General features: G+C 66.4%; 15 protein-coding genes. 6 read left to right on the top strand and 9 right to left on the bottom strand.

Annotated elements, in window-relative coordinates:
- Positions 1–276: autotransporter domain-containing protein (locus AC1DW9_RS29845; RefSeq protein WP_476855259.1), on the top strand; the 276-nt coding region annotated here is incomplete at its 5' end.
- A gap of 110 nt (positions 277–386) precedes the next feature.
- Here AC1DW9_RS29845 and AC1DW9_RS29840 read toward each other — a convergent pair.
- Both AC1DW9_RS29840 and AC1DW9_RS29835 read right to left on the bottom strand, forming a co-directional pair.
- The gene (locus tag AC1DW9_RS29840; RefSeq protein ID WP_476776870.1) at positions 387–1,160 is read right to left on the bottom strand and encodes an LssY C-terminal domain-containing protein; all 774 of its coding nucleotides are present in this window, start codon (positions 1,158–1,160) and stop codon (positions 387–389) included.
- A gap of 253 nt (positions 1,161–1,413) precedes the next feature.
- Entirely contained in the window at positions 1,414–1,962 is a 549-nt protein-coding gene (locus tag AC1DW9_RS29835; RefSeq protein WP_441493238.1) for a GNAT family N-acetyltransferase, read from the bottom strand.
- Between the two features lie 129 nt (positions 1,963–2,091).
- On the opposite strand from AC1DW9_RS29835, the gene AC1DW9_RS29830 reads away from it, so the two are divergent.
- On the top strand, positions 2,092–2,565 hold the full coding sequence (locus AC1DW9_RS29830) for a GNAT family N-acetyltransferase (protein ID WP_476855258.1): 474 nt from the start codon (positions 2,092–2,094) through the stop codon (positions 2,563–2,565).
- 235 nt (positions 2,566–2,800) lie between these two features.
- On the opposite strand, the gene AC1DW9_RS29825 is transcribed toward AC1DW9_RS29830, so the two are convergent.
- Positions 2,801–3,142 (bottom strand): phasin family protein, encoded by a 342-nt coding sequence (locus AC1DW9_RS29825; RefSeq protein WP_441493240.1) that lies wholly within the window; start codon positions 3,140–3,142, stop codon positions 2,801–2,803.
- A 331-nt stretch (positions 3,143–3,473) separates the two neighbouring features.
- Here AC1DW9_RS29825 and AC1DW9_RS29820 point away from each other — a divergent pair, with 331 nt between their 5' ends.
- Positions 3,474–5,165, top strand: a complete 1,692-nt coding sequence (locus tag AC1DW9_RS29820; RefSeq protein WP_441493241.1) for an SPOR domain-containing protein — start codon at positions 3,474–3,476, stop codon at positions 5,163–5,165.
- Between the two features lie 45 nt (positions 5,166–5,210).
- On the opposite strand, the gene AC1DW9_RS29815 is transcribed toward AC1DW9_RS29820, so the two are convergent.
- Both AC1DW9_RS29815 and AC1DW9_RS29810 read right to left on the bottom strand, forming a co-directional pair.
- Positions 5,211–5,924, bottom strand: coding sequence for a J domain-containing protein (locus AC1DW9_RS29815; RefSeq protein WP_441493242.1), 714 nt, complete (start codon positions 5,922–5,924; stop codon positions 5,211–5,213).
- The gene (locus AC1DW9_RS29810; RefSeq protein ID WP_441493243.1) at positions 5,921–6,673 is read right to left on the bottom strand and encodes a VWA domain-containing protein; all 753 of its coding nucleotides are present in this window, start codon (positions 6,671–6,673) and stop codon (positions 5,921–5,923) included. The genes AC1DW9_RS29815 and AC1DW9_RS29810 overlap by 4 nt, the downstream gene beginning before the upstream one ends.
- Before the next feature lie 102 nt (positions 6,674–6,775).
- Between AC1DW9_RS29810 and panC the strand changes: the two genes are divergently transcribed.
- Entirely contained in the window at positions 6,776–7,624 is an 849-nt protein-coding gene (gene panC / locus AC1DW9_RS29805) for a pantoate--beta-alanine ligase (RefSeq protein ID WP_441508943.1), read from the top strand.
- Between the two features lie 66 nt (positions 7,625–7,690).
- Here the strand turns inward: panC and AC1DW9_RS29800 are convergent, their stop codons facing one another.
- The gene (locus AC1DW9_RS29800; RefSeq protein WP_441508942.1) at positions 7,691–8,128 is read right to left on the bottom strand and encodes a DUF1489 family protein; all 438 of its coding nucleotides are present in this window, start codon (positions 8,126–8,128) and stop codon (positions 7,691–7,693) included.
- A gap of 167 nt (positions 8,129–8,295) precedes the next feature.
- Between AC1DW9_RS29800 and AC1DW9_RS29795 the strand changes: the two genes are divergently transcribed.
- Positions 8,296–9,078: an SDR family NAD(P)-dependent oxidoreductase gene (locus AC1DW9_RS29795; protein WP_441508941.1), complete on the top strand. Its 783-nt coding sequence runs from the start codon at positions 8,296–8,298 to the stop codon at positions 9,076–9,078.
- 6 nt (positions 9,079–9,084) lie between these two features.
- Entirely contained in the window at positions 9,085–9,924 is an 840-nt protein-coding gene (locus AC1DW9_RS29790) for an aminoglycoside phosphotransferase family protein (RefSeq protein ID WP_441508940.1), read from the top strand.
- A 106-nt stretch (positions 9,925–10,030) separates the two neighbouring features.
- On the opposite strand, the gene AC1DW9_RS29785 is transcribed toward AC1DW9_RS29790, so the two are convergent.
- The 3 genes from AC1DW9_RS29785 to AC1DW9_RS29775 all read right to left on the bottom strand — a co-directional run bounded on the left by AC1DW9_RS29785 (position 10,031) and on the right by AC1DW9_RS29775 (position 14,439).
- Entirely contained in the window at positions 10,031–12,013 is a 1,983-nt protein-coding gene (locus AC1DW9_RS29785; protein ID WP_441493248.1) for an acetyl/propionyl/methylcrotonyl-CoA carboxylase subunit alpha, read from the bottom strand.
- A gap of 199 nt (positions 12,014–12,212) precedes the next feature.
- Positions 12,213–13,463 (bottom strand): YeeE/YedE family protein, encoded by a 1,251-nt coding sequence (locus AC1DW9_RS29780; RefSeq protein ID WP_441508939.1) that lies wholly within the window; start codon positions 13,461–13,463, stop codon positions 12,213–12,215.
- Positions 13,464–13,503: 40 nt separating this feature from the next.
- Positions 13,504–14,439 carry a sulfurtransferase gene (locus AC1DW9_RS29775; RefSeq protein ID WP_441493250.1) on the bottom strand — a complete coding sequence of 312 codons (936 nt, stop codon included), beginning with the start codon at positions 14,437–14,439 and terminating at the stop codon, positions 13,504–13,506.
- Positions 14,440–14,540 lie beyond the last annotated feature (101 nt).

The following is a 14,540-nucleotide window of genomic DNA, read 5'->3' as shown; positions in this document are numbered from 1 at the left end:
ATGCAGCTCGGCGCGACGCCGCTGCTGGCCCGCGGCATGCTCGGCTGGCGCCATGCCTTTGGCGACACGACGCCCGCAGCCAAGCTCGCCTTCCTCGGCGCAGCAACGCCGTTTCAGACTTACGCCGCCCCGCTTGCCCGCAACGCCCTGGTGGCCGAGGCCGGCCTCGCCTGGCGCGCAACCGCGACCACCACGCTCGGCGTCAGCTACAGCGCCGCGATCAGCGACAAGGCCCGCGATCATGCCCTCAAGGGCAGGATCGACGTCAGGTTCTGACAGGCGCAACCTTTGAAGTGCGTGGCTCCGCGACGGAGCAGCCGCGCATTGCAACCGGCGCAGCACATCGCCGGAACAGGATGGTGCGCCTCTCCCGACACGAAGCGGTGTCAATCAGCAAGGAGGCGAGACCCCAGAGAGAATGCGGCATCCTTCAGCTGTATCAGGGGAGGTGGCGCCGTGATCTCGGCAGGCTTGGCTGCCTCGCTACCAGCGGTGACGAGGCGGGCTATCCAAATCTCGCCATCCGAATAATAGGGATCGCCCTCAGCGTTGCGGCCAGTCAGCGTCGGGCCAATGCCCTTCATCTGATCGATGCCGACCACCATGCGAGCTCTGTTCAGCCCCTCGATCAGCCTCTTGCGCTCTTCGTCGATAGCGGGGGCAATGCGGTGTGTAACCTGTCCGGTGTCGCGGCTGAGCGTGACCCCGCTGTCAAATGTTGCCGAGCCGAGCCAGACAGGACGCGTATCAGTTCCGTTTGCAAGCGCCTGCCAGAGCCGCACATGCTCACGACGATCGGCACTGCCGCCCGCGGGCCTTTCAAACGCCAGGTCCTCGCGTCGTCCTTCGAAGTAGAGAGGGCTGACCGGCGCGGTCTTGTAGGGCCTGTCGAGCAGGACGCTCCCGATGATTTCCAGGCTGGTCCGCAGGGTGACCGGATCGGCGGGATACCAACTGGCCGCATGAAACGCACGCACGACATCGTCACGCGTTCCGATCAGGCCGACATTGATCGGATCGCCCGGGATGCCCTGCGCATTCGCGGTCAACATCGTCCGTGTTGACAGCTCCGGCTCTCGCTCGATGCGCGTCCAGACCGCGGGCAGAATGAGATAGCTGACGCCGAGATAGAGAATGAGGGTCGCAGCAAGGAGCTTCACAGCTCGCCGCTTCCTTCGCCTCTCCGTCGTCGGTTCGGTCATAGGGGCACCGGACATCGTCTCGGCCTGGATTTCCAGGTCATCATCCGACGGTTCATGACCGGAGGGAAGAATGATACGAAAGCCGGGCTGGGATTGTTGACTGGGATCAGGGAGCCCGAACCGGATCGGCGACGATTACGCCATGCTTGACGACAAGGTCGACATGGCTCTTCGCTTCGGCCGCCATCCCCAATCACGGCGGTCGAGGGCGCTAGAAAGCCGTTGCAGCTTCGCCGAAGGTCAGTGAATACCGGACAGCGGGCTTTGCTGAATGCGGCGCGGCCCCCCGCTGCTTCAATCCAATCTTCTCCGCAACCCGCAGGGAACCGAGATTCTCGCGGTCGATCTCCGCAACAACCTCCGAGAGCTTCAGCACCTCGAAGGCGTGGGTCAGAACGGGTCGCGCGGCTTCCGTGGCCAATCCTTGACCCCAGAACCGCTGGCGAAGCCGCCAGCCAATCTCGATGTCCGGTCCGACTGCGTCGACGGGAATCAAGAGCACCCATCCGACGAAGACGGCAGGCTCCTGGCGCAGCACGATCGTCCAGTAGCCCATGCCTGGCAGCCACGGGCCGGACGTCCGATTCTCGATGAATTCCCGGTGGGCGGATGGGTCGGACCATGGACCGCTGACGAAGCGGGTGACCTCCGGCTCACGATCCATGAAGAAGCAATCATTGGTGTCGGCCAGCGTACGCGGACGAAGCAAGAGTCGTTCGGTCTCGAAGGTGTTGCAGGCACCGGCGCCGGTAACGATCATGTCGTGAGGCATCCCGCAGTCCGGTTCCGTACATTGGCCGCCCGCGTGGCCAGCGTAACTTCGCCTTCTCCCATAGCGCGACCGCCTTTGGCTTGCCATTGCGAACTGCCCCATGGAAAAGCCGGTGCGATGATGACGACGACTGACCAGACCATCGAGATTACGGCGCTGAGCGAACGGCCACATTTCCGCGAGGCGGTGTCCGACCGGATCTGGAAGGCATGGTGGCGCGACGAGGGATACCTCCTCGAGCAGATCGACGACCGCGTTCGGCAAAGCCTCGGACCCGAAATCATCCCGGCTGCGCTTGTCGCTGCCGCGGGCGAACGGTTTCTCGGAACGGTGTCGTTGATCGACAACGATATGGACGAACGGCCCGGGTACAGCCCCTRGATTGCGGCGCTGTGGGTCGATCCCGCGCATCGCCGACGGGGCGTAGGAGCGGCACTGGTGCGGGCCGCGGCGGCAAGGGCCTTCGAGGCGGGCTTTCCAACGGTCTATCTCTGCGCGACGCCTGACAACACGCCCTTCTACTTTCCCCTGGGCTGGCAACAGATCGAGGCGAATGTCGCGGGCCTGAACATCCTCTCGCTCTCACGATAAGGCCGGGCGCCAGGGCCCCTCTCCCCCTTCGGAGGTTGATCGCGCTCAGAGGCGATCTGGCTGATCTGCACTCAAAGCGGGACTCCATCAGGCGTGCTCCCGTCCCGTCCAGCGAGATCGGGAGCTTGCATGCCTCCGCAAAGAAAAAGCCCGACCAGATGGCCGGGCTTCCCGAAACTCAATGCTATCTGCCCGCATCGCGCCGCTATGAGGCGGCGCGGCAGCAGGCCGGGTATCACTTAGCGGCCGGGGTGACCTTGGCGACGATGCCTTCGAACGGCTTGTAGGCGTCCTTGGCCAGGGCGCTGTAGAGCTCGCCCATCTTGGTCATCTGGGCAACGGCGCCCTCGAACGAGGTCTTGATGAAGTCGGCCTGGATCTCAAGCGCCTTGTCGAGCGTCTTGACGCCAGCCAGCTTCTCGATGGCGGCAGTGCCGGCCTCGAAGGACTTCTTGGCATAGTCGGTGGCTTCGACGGCAATGGTCTGCACGCCCTTCGAGGTGACGCCGAAGGCCTTCAGAGCCGCATCAACGTTATCCTTGGAAGCCTTCTGGATCGTCTCGAACTGCTGGATCATTCTTCCCACAACGCGTTAGCGTTGCCTCCTTGCTGGCGAGCCCGTAGGCCCTGTTTCCACGCCCCAAGGCCTGATGAAACTGTTCACCACCGGGGACTTCCTGTATATTGTGCAGCGCAACATAAAAGTCAAGGCCGCGCTGCAATGCATCAAACGCTAGGTAATGCCATTCCGCCCGGAGCCCATCCGGGAGCGGGATCGGATCACGATCTTTCGCCGTTTAACGGCTCCGTAACCCCATCATCCTAACCTTCCCAACTGTGTCCTTCGCGCCACGTCGCCAGACGCCGCGGAGACCGGGGAACAGTAGTACTGGGTTGAGGCGGGTTGCATGAGTTCTGGTAGCGTTGGTTCCCGGCGCGTGCGTCTTCGCGCACTTGTCGGACTGATCGGTGTTGTCGCCGTCGCGCTCAGCGTGGCCGCGTCCCCTGCCGAGGCCGCACGCAAGAAGCGGCGCCATGTGGGCGGTGGCTATACACCGCCCTATGCGGCGATGGTCGTCGACGTGAAGAGCGGTCGCACGCTGCACGCGGCGAATGAGGATGCCCCGCGCATCCCCGCCTCCCTCACCAAGGTCATGACGCTCTATCTGCTGTTCGAGCAGCTCGAGCGCGGCCGCTTCAACATGAACTCCGAGCTGACGGTCTCGTCCTACGCGGCACGTCAGGCGCCTTCCAAGATCGGCTTCGCGCCCGGCGAGACGATCGAGGTGCGCGACGCGATCATGGCGCTGATCACCAAATCGGCCAATGACGTCGCCATGGCGGTCGCGGAGAATGTCGGCGGTTCCGAGGACGAATTCGCACGGATGATGACGGCGCGCGCCCGCTCGCTCGGCATGAGCCGGACCAGCTTCTACAATCCGCATGGCCTACCGCATAATCCGCCGAACCTGACGACGGCGCGCGATCTCACCATTCTCGCCCGCGCGATCCAGGAACGCTTCCCGCGCTATTACCCGATGTTCTCGACCCGCGTGTTCAACTATGCGGGCGGCGCCTACCGCAACCACAACAAGCTGCTCGGCCGCGTCGAGGGCGTGGACGGCATCAAGACCGGCTACACCAACGCTTCGGGCTTCAACCTGATGACTTCGGCCAAGTCGGACGGTCGCCAGATCGTCTCGGTCGTGCTCGGCGGCCGCTCCGGCGCCAGCCGCGACAAGATCATGGCCGACCTGGTCGCCGCCAATCTGCCGCGCGCCGCGGCCGGCGGGCGGTCCGCCCCGATGGTCGCCGAGGCCGAGCCGGCGCAGGAGCGTCCGCATCAGGCGACCCAGGTTGCCGCGGCTCCCGTCCAGCATGCGGCCGCCAGCGAGCCCGCGCCAAGGCCGGTGCCGCGTCCGCGCGTCGAGAGCGAGCCGGAAGTCCCGGCGGCTGCCCGCGCCTATGCCGCAACCACCACCACACCGATCGCGCCGCCGCGCCCGATCAATCTCGGCGCTCAGCCGCTGCCGCTCTCCGGTATGCGTCCGGTCACCGCGACGACGACGCCCTCGGCCATGCGCTGGTCGATCGGCGCCCCGCCGGTTGATGGCAAGATCCTGCGCCCACCGGCGAATGTCGATGTCACCTCGTCGATTGCAAAGGTTGCCGAACCTGAAGAAAAGCCCGTCGCCCGGGCTCCCGAGCCCGCCAAGGTCGAACTGCGCCAGCCTGAAGTCGCCCCGGCCATCGCCCAGGCCAAAGCTCCCTCTGCCGGCACCACGACGCTCGCCAAGGCCCAGGACAGCAACAAGGCGAGCGATGCGCGCAGCGGTTCAACCGCGATCCCATCCGGCAAATGGGTGATCCAGCTCGGCGCCACCGATGACGAAGCCAAGGCCAAGGATATCCTGGCCAAGGCCCGCGCCAAGGCCGCAGGCCCGCTCGCCGAGGCATCCCCCTTCACCGAGAAGGTCGAGAAGGGCGGCACCACGCTCTTCCGCGCCCGCTTCGCCGGCTTCGAGGATCCGAAGGACGCTCAGAACGCCTGCGCCAAGCTCAAGCGCGACGGCTTCTCCTGCTTCGCGATCCGCGGCTGAACGAACTGGGAAAGGACCTCAGCCATGTCGTTCCAGCCCGGAATCTCACTTCAGCAGAGCATCCTTGGCCTGATTGACGCGAGCAGCAAGCCCGCTGGTGCCTCCGGCGTCCGGGTGGATCCGCTTCATCAGGGCTCGATGGGCCTCGCGGACCGCCTCCTCGCCCGCCCCAGGCTGAAGCCCCAGGATCTCGTAGGCCTCCTGTTGCGTCATCGCGCCCGGGCGCGTCGCGCCGCCCTGCCCCGCGTCGCGGTGACCATCAGCGTGTTCACGCCAGCCGGGCGTCCGGCGGTCGAGATAAGCCTCTAGCAGCCGCGCTCCCTCCGGGTCCTGCGCCAGGCAGTCCCGCATCAGACGGGCGATCTCGTCGAGGCTCAGCGCATCGAGATCGCGGCCGGCGAAAGCGCCGGCCTTGACCTTGCCGGTCATGCCGCCGCTGTCATGGTCGAGTTCCATCTCCAGCAATGTCGACGAGACGCGCGAGCGCGCGCCCGGTGTCTCCCGGGCCCCGCCGCTCCAGGGAAAGCGCATTCCGCCGGGCCCATAGGCACTCCAGCCGAGGAGCCAGGCTCCGATACCGCCGACGAAGATCGCCATGTCGAGCCGGCCTCGCAGCATCATGAGAGCCGCCACGCCAAGCGAGAGAACGCCACCCAGCGTCTTCAGCGCCTTCGCCAGCAGTTGCGGATTGGCCCCGGTGAAGAGCTTCGAAACCCACCAGAGCAGGATCACGACGGCGATGCCGTAGAGCAGCGTCACCGACGGCCTCCATCCATGGCGGCGAGCAGACCCTTCACGGCGGGGCTCGCACCGGCAAGCTTCAGCATCGCCTCGCGTCCTCCGCTGGCATAGGCGGCAGCGCCGCGCAGCAGATCGAGCAGCGAGCCCGGCGCAGTCGCGTCGAAACGCGCATAGGCGCCACCGGTCAGCCGCGCGATGGAGGCGAAGGCAGCGCTTGCCGCAGGATCGCCCCCCTCCTGGAACATGAAGCCGCGAATGCCGCGCAGGCCGAGTTCGCCGGCAAGGGTGGCAAGCGTGTCGACATCCTCCTCCATCGCATCGCCGACGAAGACGAAGGCGCGCACCGGCACTGCCCTGGCCTCGTCGCGGACGTGCCTGAGCACACGCGAGATCTGGGTCTGCCCGCCTTCGCAGGCAATTTGCGTCATCAGCCCGGTCAGGCGGCGCGGTTCGCCGATCCAGCCCGAGGCGCGGCATTCGGCAAAGCCGCGGAAATAGACGAGTTGCACAGCGAGCCCGCCGGAGCCGGCCGCGACCTCGAACATTCTTGCCTGCAGGGAGCAGGCGAGGTCCCAGGTCGGCTGACGGCTCATCGTGGCGTCGAGCGCGAAGACGAGCCGACCGGCCTGCCCGGTCGCAAGCGGTGCGAGCTGCTTGGCGGCGCCGAGGAACCTGTCGATCTCTCCCGGCGCGGAATGGCCGGCCTGTGGCGCATTGGGCGAAACGCCCGCCGCCTTGCCTACAGCCTTGTCGGTCTCTCGCGTCATCAGGGTCCCGGGCGCATCACGCTGCCAAACTCGAATCCAAACCTGATATTGGCCATCGCTCCGGCATTTGCTACCCGTCTCCGGCCGATGGAGAGAGAACCGATGACGCAGGTGGCGGTGGTGGAGACGGTCCGGGACCTGCGCCGGGCGGTGGCGGGCTGGCACGCAGCGGGCGAAAGGGTCGCCTTGGTGCCGACCATGGGCGCCCTGCATGAGGGCCATATCGCGCTGGTGAAGCTGGCGCAGCAGCATGCGCGCCGCGTTGTCGTCTCGATCTTCGTCAATCCGACCCAGTTCGCCCCGCACGAAGACTTCAAGAAATATCCCCGCACATTCGACACCGACCGCAGCCTGCTGGAAGCGGCGCAGGCGGACGCGATCTTCTTCCCCTCGGTCGAGGAGATGTACCCGGCGGGCTTCGCCAGCCGCGTGCTGCTGCTCGGCCCGGCCGCCGTCGGCCTCGACGATCGCTTCCGCCCGACGCATTTCGAGGGTGTCGCAACGATTTGCTGCAAGCTGTTTACCCAGAGCCGGGCTGATTGCGCCGTCTTCGGCGAGAAGGACTACCAGCAGCTCAAGGTGGTGACGCGGATGGCGGCGGACCTCGATCTCGGCATCGAGATCATCCCCGCGCCGACCCATCGCGAGCCGGATGGCCTCGCGATGTCCTCACGCAACCGCTACCTCTCCCCTGAGGAACGCGCGCTGGCGCCCGTGCTCCACCATGTCATGCAAAACCTTGCCATGCGCATCCGCAACGAGGACCCGCTCTTCCAGGCGGTCGGCCAGGCGCAAAGCGAGATCATCACCGCCGGGTTCGAGCTCGACTATCTCGAGGCCCGCCACGCCGAGACGCTGGCCCCGGTCACCGGCCTGGCCGACGGCCCGATCAGGCTGCTGGTGGCGGCGCGCCTCGGCGGAACGAGGCTGATCGACAATATTTCCGTGTGACGGGCTAACCCGGACCCCGAGCAGCCCTTGGGGGCGCAGCCGGCCGCTCCGCGAGAGAACGCCAGCCTAGAGCAGTCCCAACCCAGCCAGTTCGCGCCGCATCTCTTCGGGCATCTCGGCAAGGTCGCCGCCATGCTGGCCGATGTCACGCGGGGCGTCCTTGGGCTGCAGGTAGCGCCAGCCCTGGAAGGGACGGAACGGCCGGGGCTCGACCGGGATCACCACCGGCTCCATCACCAGATGGCAGCGCCCGATCCCCTCGCCATCGGTAAAAGGCCGGATATCCGTCAGTCGCTGGCGCGCCGAGATCTGCCCCTTGATCACCCAGTAGAGCGAGCCGCCATCGACGATCTCCTCGATGCGCTTGGGCACCATGCGGGTGGTATGGGTCTGCTCTTCCCAGCGGCCGAGCCGGCGCATCAACGCCATCTGCTCCTCGACCCATTCCTCGAGATCGCGAATGGATTCGGCGCCGACGCAGAGTTTGAGCATGTGCAAGGCCATGGCCGCATATTAATCCCCCCTGGCGAACCGGGCCAGCGTTGCCGGAGTTTCTCCACAGAGGCTGGATCGCCCGCTCTCAGCCGTCTCCGGGCTCTGCTTGCGCTGACCCGGGATGACGACAGCCGAGAGACGCGATACCTCAGTACCGGGAGAAGGAGACCCAGAACATGCGTGGACTTGCCGGCAAGGCTATTCTCGTTACCGGAAGCACATCGGGCATCGGCTATGCGATGGCTGAGCGTCTCGTCGCCGAAGGCGCCAAAGTCCTGGTTCATGGCCAGGACGACGCACATGTGGCGGCCGCCTGCGCCAAGCTCGGAGCCTCCACGCAAGGCGCGGCTGGCGACCTCGCCGAGCCCGCCACCGCCCAGGTGCTCGTCGACGCCACCGTCGGGGCCTTTGGCCGCATCGACGGGCTGGTCAACAATGCCGGCATCTATCCACGCGGCGTCATCGGCGAGACCACGGCCGCCTTCTTCGACCATGTCTTCGCGATCAATACCCGCGCCCCGCTTCTGTGCGCCGAGGCGGCGATCGCCGCCTTCCGCCTGCAGAAATCCGGAGGCGCCATCGTCACTGTCGGTTCGATCAACGCGCTCTGCGGCCAGAGCGACCTGACGGTCTATTCCATGTCGAAGGGCGCATTGACGACGATGACGCGTAATCTCGCCGATGCGCTCGGGCAGGAACGCATCCGGGTCAACGCATTGAATGTTGGCTGGACCTTTACGGCGAACGAGGACGCGACCCAGCAGCGCGAGGGGCGCGAGCCGGGCTGGCAGAACCATGTTTCGCCGGTCTTCGCCCCGACGGGCCGGATCATGCAGCCCGACGAGATCGCCGCCCACACAGCGTTCTGGCTCTCCGACGACAGCGCGCCGGTCTCCGGCCAGATCTACGAGGTCGAGCAATATCCGCTGATCGGCCGCAACCGCACGCAGACGACCTGAGAGACCATGCCGGACTATGACTTCGCGCCCCATCTCGCACGCTGGGGCCTGGTGCCCGACGGCGTGCCGATCGTCACCCATAGCAGCCACCTTCTCCCTGTCAGGCATCGCGGCGCACCCGCCATGCTGAAGCTGCCGGAGGCGCCCGACGAGCGCCTCGGTTATTTGCCGCTGGAATACTGGGCTGGCGAGGGGGCGGCACGGCTGCTCGCCCGCAGCCCGACCGGCGACGCCATGCTGCTCGAACGCGCGACCGGCCAACGTTCGCTTTCGGCCATGGCTCGCAACAGCGCCGCTGCCGACGACGAGGCGACGGCGATCCTGTGCGAAGCGATCGCGGGATTGCACAAACCGCGCGGCCCGGCACCGGCCGGCCTCATTCCGCTCGAAACCTGGTTTGCCGACCTGTTTCCGATGGCCTCGCAGCGGGGCGGCATCCTGGCGCGCTCTGCTGCGGCGGCGACCGAATTGCTCCCGGCGCAGCGCGAGATCGTGCCGCTGCATGCCGATCTCCACCACGACAACGTGCTCGATTTCGAGTCGCGCGGCTGGCTCGCCATCGACCCGAAATGTGTGCTCGGCGACCGCGCCTTCGAGTACACGATCCTGTTCTGCGATCCCGATCTCTCGGACCCCGATCCGCCTGTCGCCATCGTCCCGGGGCGTTTCGAGCGTCGGCTGGAAATCGTTCTGGAGAAATCGGGGCTGGAACGCCGCCGCCTGCTGAGCTGGCTCCTGGCCTGGTGCGGATTGTCGGCCGCCTGGTTCCTCGGCGACGACGACCCGCTTGCAGAGATCAATCTTGCCGTCGCGGAAAAGGCTGCGGCGCTCCTCGATGAAACCTAGAGCCGGCCCAATTCTCGGCTGGCACAAGGCTATCCCGCTGAAGCGCGGCGGTGGCATCAACGATGGCGGGCCAGCAACGCTGGGATAACCGAAATCAGTTGGAGCCCTACTCTCCCAGCACCACGACCTTGGCGCCCTCGGCCACCTGTGCCCCCGGCTGACCGGCAACTTCAGTCACGGTGCCGTCGCGCGGAGCCGTCAGCACATGCTCCATCTTCATCGCCTCGACGATCGCGAGCCGCTGGCCCTTGGTGACCAGCTCGCCGGGCTGGACGAAGAGCGCGATCAGCTTGCCATGCATCGGCGCCTTGATGACGCCCCCAGACCCCGCGGCGGCGTCGAGATCGACCGCAAACGGATCGTAGAGCGAAACCGTCGTCTGCCGCCCGCGGTGCAGCGCGAACCAGACGCCCCGCTCGGCCTGCGCCAGCGTGATCTCGTGCTCGCCCTCATCGATCTCATGGCCAGGCAGGCTGACGCGCGCACCGTCTTCATGCCACTCGATCCGGGCATCGATCCGTTCGCCGTCGACTGAGAGCGGCAGGCCAAGCGGCTGGCGCGGCATCAGCGAGAAGGCATCGGGAACGACCCAGGGCGAAAGCGCCCCGCCCTCATGCGCCGCCGCTGCAACGAGGCCGGCCTCCTGGCGCTGCTCCTCGAGCTGCAGCGCGGCAGCAGCTACCGCAGCGGCATCAAGCGGCTGCGGCACGGCACCCAGCGCATCGAGATTACGATCGATGAAACCGGTATCGAATGGCCCCTGCCGGAAGCCCTCGGCCTCCGCGAGATGCTTGAGGAAGGCAAGGTTGGTGCGCGGCCCGGCGACGATCGTTTCGCCCAGCGCCTGCGCCAGTCGGTCGAGCGCCTCATTGCGATCGGCGCCATGGGCGATGACCTTGGCAATCATCGGATCGTAGAACGGCGTCACCGTGTCGCCGGCCTCGACGCCCGTATCGATGCGGATGCCTTCCCCCTCGGTGAACTGCAGCGCCCAGAGCTTGCCGGTCGACGGCAGGAACCCCTTTTCGGGATCCTCGGCATAGAGCCGCGCTTCGACGGCATGCCCATTCGCCTGCACATCGGACTGGGTGAAGCCGAGCGGCTCGCCGGCCGCCACCTTGAGCTGGAGCTCGACCAGATCGAGCCCCGTGATCGCCTCCGTGACCGGGTGCTCGACCTGCAGGCGCGTATTCATTTCCATGAAATAGAAGCGGTCGGCCCTCAGGCCTTCCCGCCCATCCGCAATGAACTCGACCGTGCCGGCGCCGACATAACCGACAGCGCGCGCCGCCTCGGTGGCTGCCTTGCCCATCGCCGCCCGGACCTCGGCGCTCATGCCCGGAGCCGGGGCCTCCTCGATCACCTTCTGGTGCCGGCGCTGCAGTGAGCAATCGCGTTCGTAGAGGTGGACGACATTGCCATGACTGTCGCCAAAGACCTGAATTTCGACATGGCGCGGCGAGAGCACGTATTTCTCCACCAGCACGCGGGCATCGCCGAAGGCGCTCTTGCCTTCACGCTGGGCGCTGGAGAGCGCGTCGGCGAAATCCTCTGGCCGATCGACCTTTTTCATGCCTTTGCCGCCGCCACCCGCGACCGCCTTGATCAGCACGGGATAGCCGATCACTTCGGCTTGCCCCGCGAGGAAGCCGACATCCTGTTCGGCGCCGTGATAGCCCGGGACCACCGGCACCTTCGCCTTCTCGACCAGCGCCTTGGCTGCATCCTTCAAGCCCATGGCGCGAATGGCCGAGGCCGGCGGACCGACGAAGACGATGCCGGCAGCGGTGCAGGCATCGGCGAAATCGGCATTCTCGGAGAGGAAGCCGTAGCCCGGATGGATGCAGGCAGCATTCGCCTGCCTGGCAACGGCCAGGATCTTCTCGGCGTCGAGATAGCTTTCGCGGGCCGGCGCAGGACCGATCCGATAGGCCTCGTCCGCCATCTCTACGAAGAGCGCATCCTCATCGGCGTCGGAATGGACCGCGATGGTGCGCAGGCCCAGGCGCCTGGCTGTCCGGATGACGCGGCAAGCGATCTCGCCGCGATTGGCGATCAGGATGGAAGGCAGTTTCTCGGCGATCGTCATGGGCCGCGTCCTTTGAACGTCTGCCCCGTTATAGCAATCCGCACGGCGATGTCTGCGCGCCATTGCGCATCTGCGGATGCGCGGCTCGTCGCGCTTACGCCTCCTCCCCGCTTTGGGAGGAGGCGCAGCCGACTGACCGATCGCGAGGCAACAGAGCAGCCCTTTCGATAGCTTCGTTGCGCTCCAAGGGAAGACCCGCCTAACTCAGCACTCCGAGTCGGCGGCCGAGTTTCAGCGTGACCGTAGCTCCGACCAGCAGCGCCACACCAAAGATCCAGCCGGAGACTGCGCCTGCCGATACGCCCGAGAGCAGCGTGCCGACCGTGCAGCCAAGCCCGACCAGTGTTCCCCAACCGAGGAGCACGCCACCCAGAATCCCACGCAGGATCTGTGGCGGACGCGGCAGGCTCGGCCTGAACTCGCCCGAAGCGAGCGCAGCGCAGAAGGACGCCAGCACAAGGCCGATGACGAACAGACCGTTCGGCGTCAGCAAGGCGTCACGGATCACCGTGGCGCAGCCGCGAAAGCTGTCGAGGCCTTCCAGCCGCTCCGGCAGCAGGTCGAAAGCGTTCGCCACCTGCCGTGAGCGCGAGCCGAGTTCGGCCGTGACGCCGAGCGGGCTCAGCCGCAGATAGGCTGCTATGCCGACGAGGCCGAGGAAGAGACCGCCGAGCCAGGACGGCCAGCGCGCGACGAAGACCTGATGCAAAGGGGCTTGTGACTCCGCTTCGGTCCCGCCGATCGGCCGCCCTACCCGCAACAGCACGAGCGCCAGCGCGGCCAGCGCGCCAAGGCCACCGAGCAGCGCGCCGGCATAGCCGAGATGGCGCGGCAGCCAGAGCACCGCGGATTCCGAGATGCTGAGCAGGTAGAGTTCGTTCCAGCTCAGGAAACCGAACCCGAAGCCAAGCCCGGCCCCGATCAGCGCGAAGGGCGCGGTCGGCGAGCCTTCGCCCAGTCTGTACCAATGGGCACTGATGCAGGAGCCGGAGATCGCCATGCCGGCGCCGAAAGCCAGGCCCGCCAGAACCAGTACAGGACCGACCGGACCGATATGGGCCGTCGGCGGCAGCCGTGCCCCCGACGGGTCGGGCAGCCAGGCTCCGAAGATCAGGGTATAGCCGACGATGCCGACCGCAAGCGCAGTCAGGATACCGAGCAGACCGCGCGGGTCGCGCCGGTCGAGCCAGTCCCGCCAGATGCAGAGGAAGCAGAAGCGGGAGCGCTGCAGCACGAAACCGAAGACCGCGCCGAGGATCAGCGAGAGCTGCAGTTGCGGTGCCGGGTCGCCATGGGTTCCGACGAGATGGATCGCCCCGGCGAGCACCAGGACGACGGCCGTCGCGGCCACGAAGCGCGCAGGCGGGAACTGCAGCTCATCGGCAGCAATCCCGCCCGAGGCGGCTTCGCGCGCCCGCTGATAATCGAGCGCGCCAGTGTCGTCGGACATGCTCATGGATGCTGCCCGGGCAGACTCGCCAGCCTGGCGCTCACTTGCCGCTCCAGACCGTGCCCGCCGGGTTATTGATCGGCAGGCCGACGACATTGCCGTACTCAGTCCAGGAACCGTCATAATTGGCGACCTGGTAGCCAAGCAGGCGCGACAGGATGAACCAGCTATGGCTCGATCGCTCGCCGATCCGGCAGGTCGTGATGATCGGCTTCGAGCCGTCGATGCCGATCTCGGCATAGAGCTTCCTCAGCTCCTCGACCGGCTTGATCGTGCCATCAGCCTGGTTGACTGCGCGTGCCCAGGGCAGGTTGACGGAGCCTGGGATATGGCCGGCGCGGAGCGCCAGTTCCTGGAACCCAGCCGGTGCGATGATCTTGCCCGAGAACTCGTCGGGCGAGCGGATGTCGAGGATGCGGGCATCGGACTTCCTTTCGACGACATTCACGACATCCGTCAGCCGCGCGCGCAGCGTGCGGTTGGGTTGGGAGACGGTGAAGCCCGACGCCTTGACCGGTGCCGGACTGGTCGCGACCGGGCGCTTCTCCAGCTCCCATTTCTTGCGGCCACCATCGAGCAGCTTCACGTTGTCGCGCAGGCCGTAGATGTCGAACACCCAGGCGCCCCAGGCGGCGAACCAGTTGTTGCTGTCGCCGTAGAGAACGACCGTCGTATCCTTGTCGAGGCCGAGCTTGCGGGCCAGCGCCTGGAATTTCTCAGGTGTCGCGATATCCCGTGACACGGTCTCGACCAGATCGGTGTGCCAGACGACGTTCTGCGCCCCCGGGATATGGCCGCGTTCATAGAGCCCAGGCTCGACGCTGACCTCGACGATCCGAAGCGTCGGATTCGCGAGGTTCTGCTCGAGCCATTCGGTCGTCACCAGCGGACCGCCATTCGCCCAGGCAGCCCCGATCGATGCGAGCCCCCCCAGCACCGAACCGAGCACCCATCCCAGTCGCGTCTTCCCAGCCATATCGCCTCAACTCCGTCCATTTGATCGAGAAATCGGGAGGGAGATCGTCGCCGCCAGGGCCGCGCAAGAACAGCCGAACAGGATTTTTTTGTTTGCCGGGT

The organism is Allobosea sp. P4_E12, from assembly GCF_056401655.1.
This window is presented reverse-complemented; position numbering and strand designations above follow the sequence as displayed.

Coding starts and splice junctions, on each gene's coding strand:
- AC1DW9_RS29835 (WP_441493238.1), bottom strand. CDS start 1,962: ATGATCGTTACCGGCGCCGGTGCCTGCAACACCTTCGAGACCGAACGA.
- AC1DW9_RS29825 (WP_441493240.1), bottom strand. CDS start 3,142: ATGATCCAGCAGTTCGAGACGATCCAGAAGGCTTCCAAGGATAACGTT.
- AC1DW9_RS29820 (WP_441493241.1), top strand. CDS start 3,474: ATGAGTTCTGGTAGCGTTGGTTCCCGGCGCGTGCGTCTTCGCGCACTT.
- AC1DW9_RS29810 (WP_441493243.1), bottom strand. CDS start 6,673: ATGACGCGAGAGACCGACAAGGCTGTAGGCAAGGCGGCGGGCGTTTCG.
- panC (WP_441508943.1), top strand. CDS start 6,776: ATGACGCAGGTGGCGGTGGTGGAGACGGTCCGGGACCTGCGCCGGGCG.
- AC1DW9_RS29800 (WP_441508942.1), bottom strand. CDS start 8,128: ATGGCCTTGCACATGCTCAAACTCTGCGTCGGCGCCGAATCCATTCGC.
- AC1DW9_RS29795 (WP_441508941.1), top strand. CDS start 8,296: ATGCGTGGACTTGCCGGCAAGGCTATTCTCGTTACCGGAAGCACATCG.
- AC1DW9_RS29790 (WP_441508940.1), top strand. CDS start 9,085: ATGCCGGACTATGACTTCGCGCCCCATCTCGCACGCTGGGGCCTGGTG.
- AC1DW9_RS29785 (WP_441493248.1), bottom strand. CDS start 12,013: ATGACGATCGCCGAGAAACTGCCTTCCATCCTGATCGCCAATCGCGGC.
- AC1DW9_RS29780 (WP_441508939.1), bottom strand. CDS start 13,463: ATGTCCGACGACACTGGCGCGCTCGATTATCAGCGGGCGCGCGAAGCC.
- AC1DW9_RS29775 (WP_441493250.1), bottom strand. CDS start 14,439: ATGGCTGGGAAGACGCGACTGGGATGGGTGCTCGGTTCGGTGCTGGGG.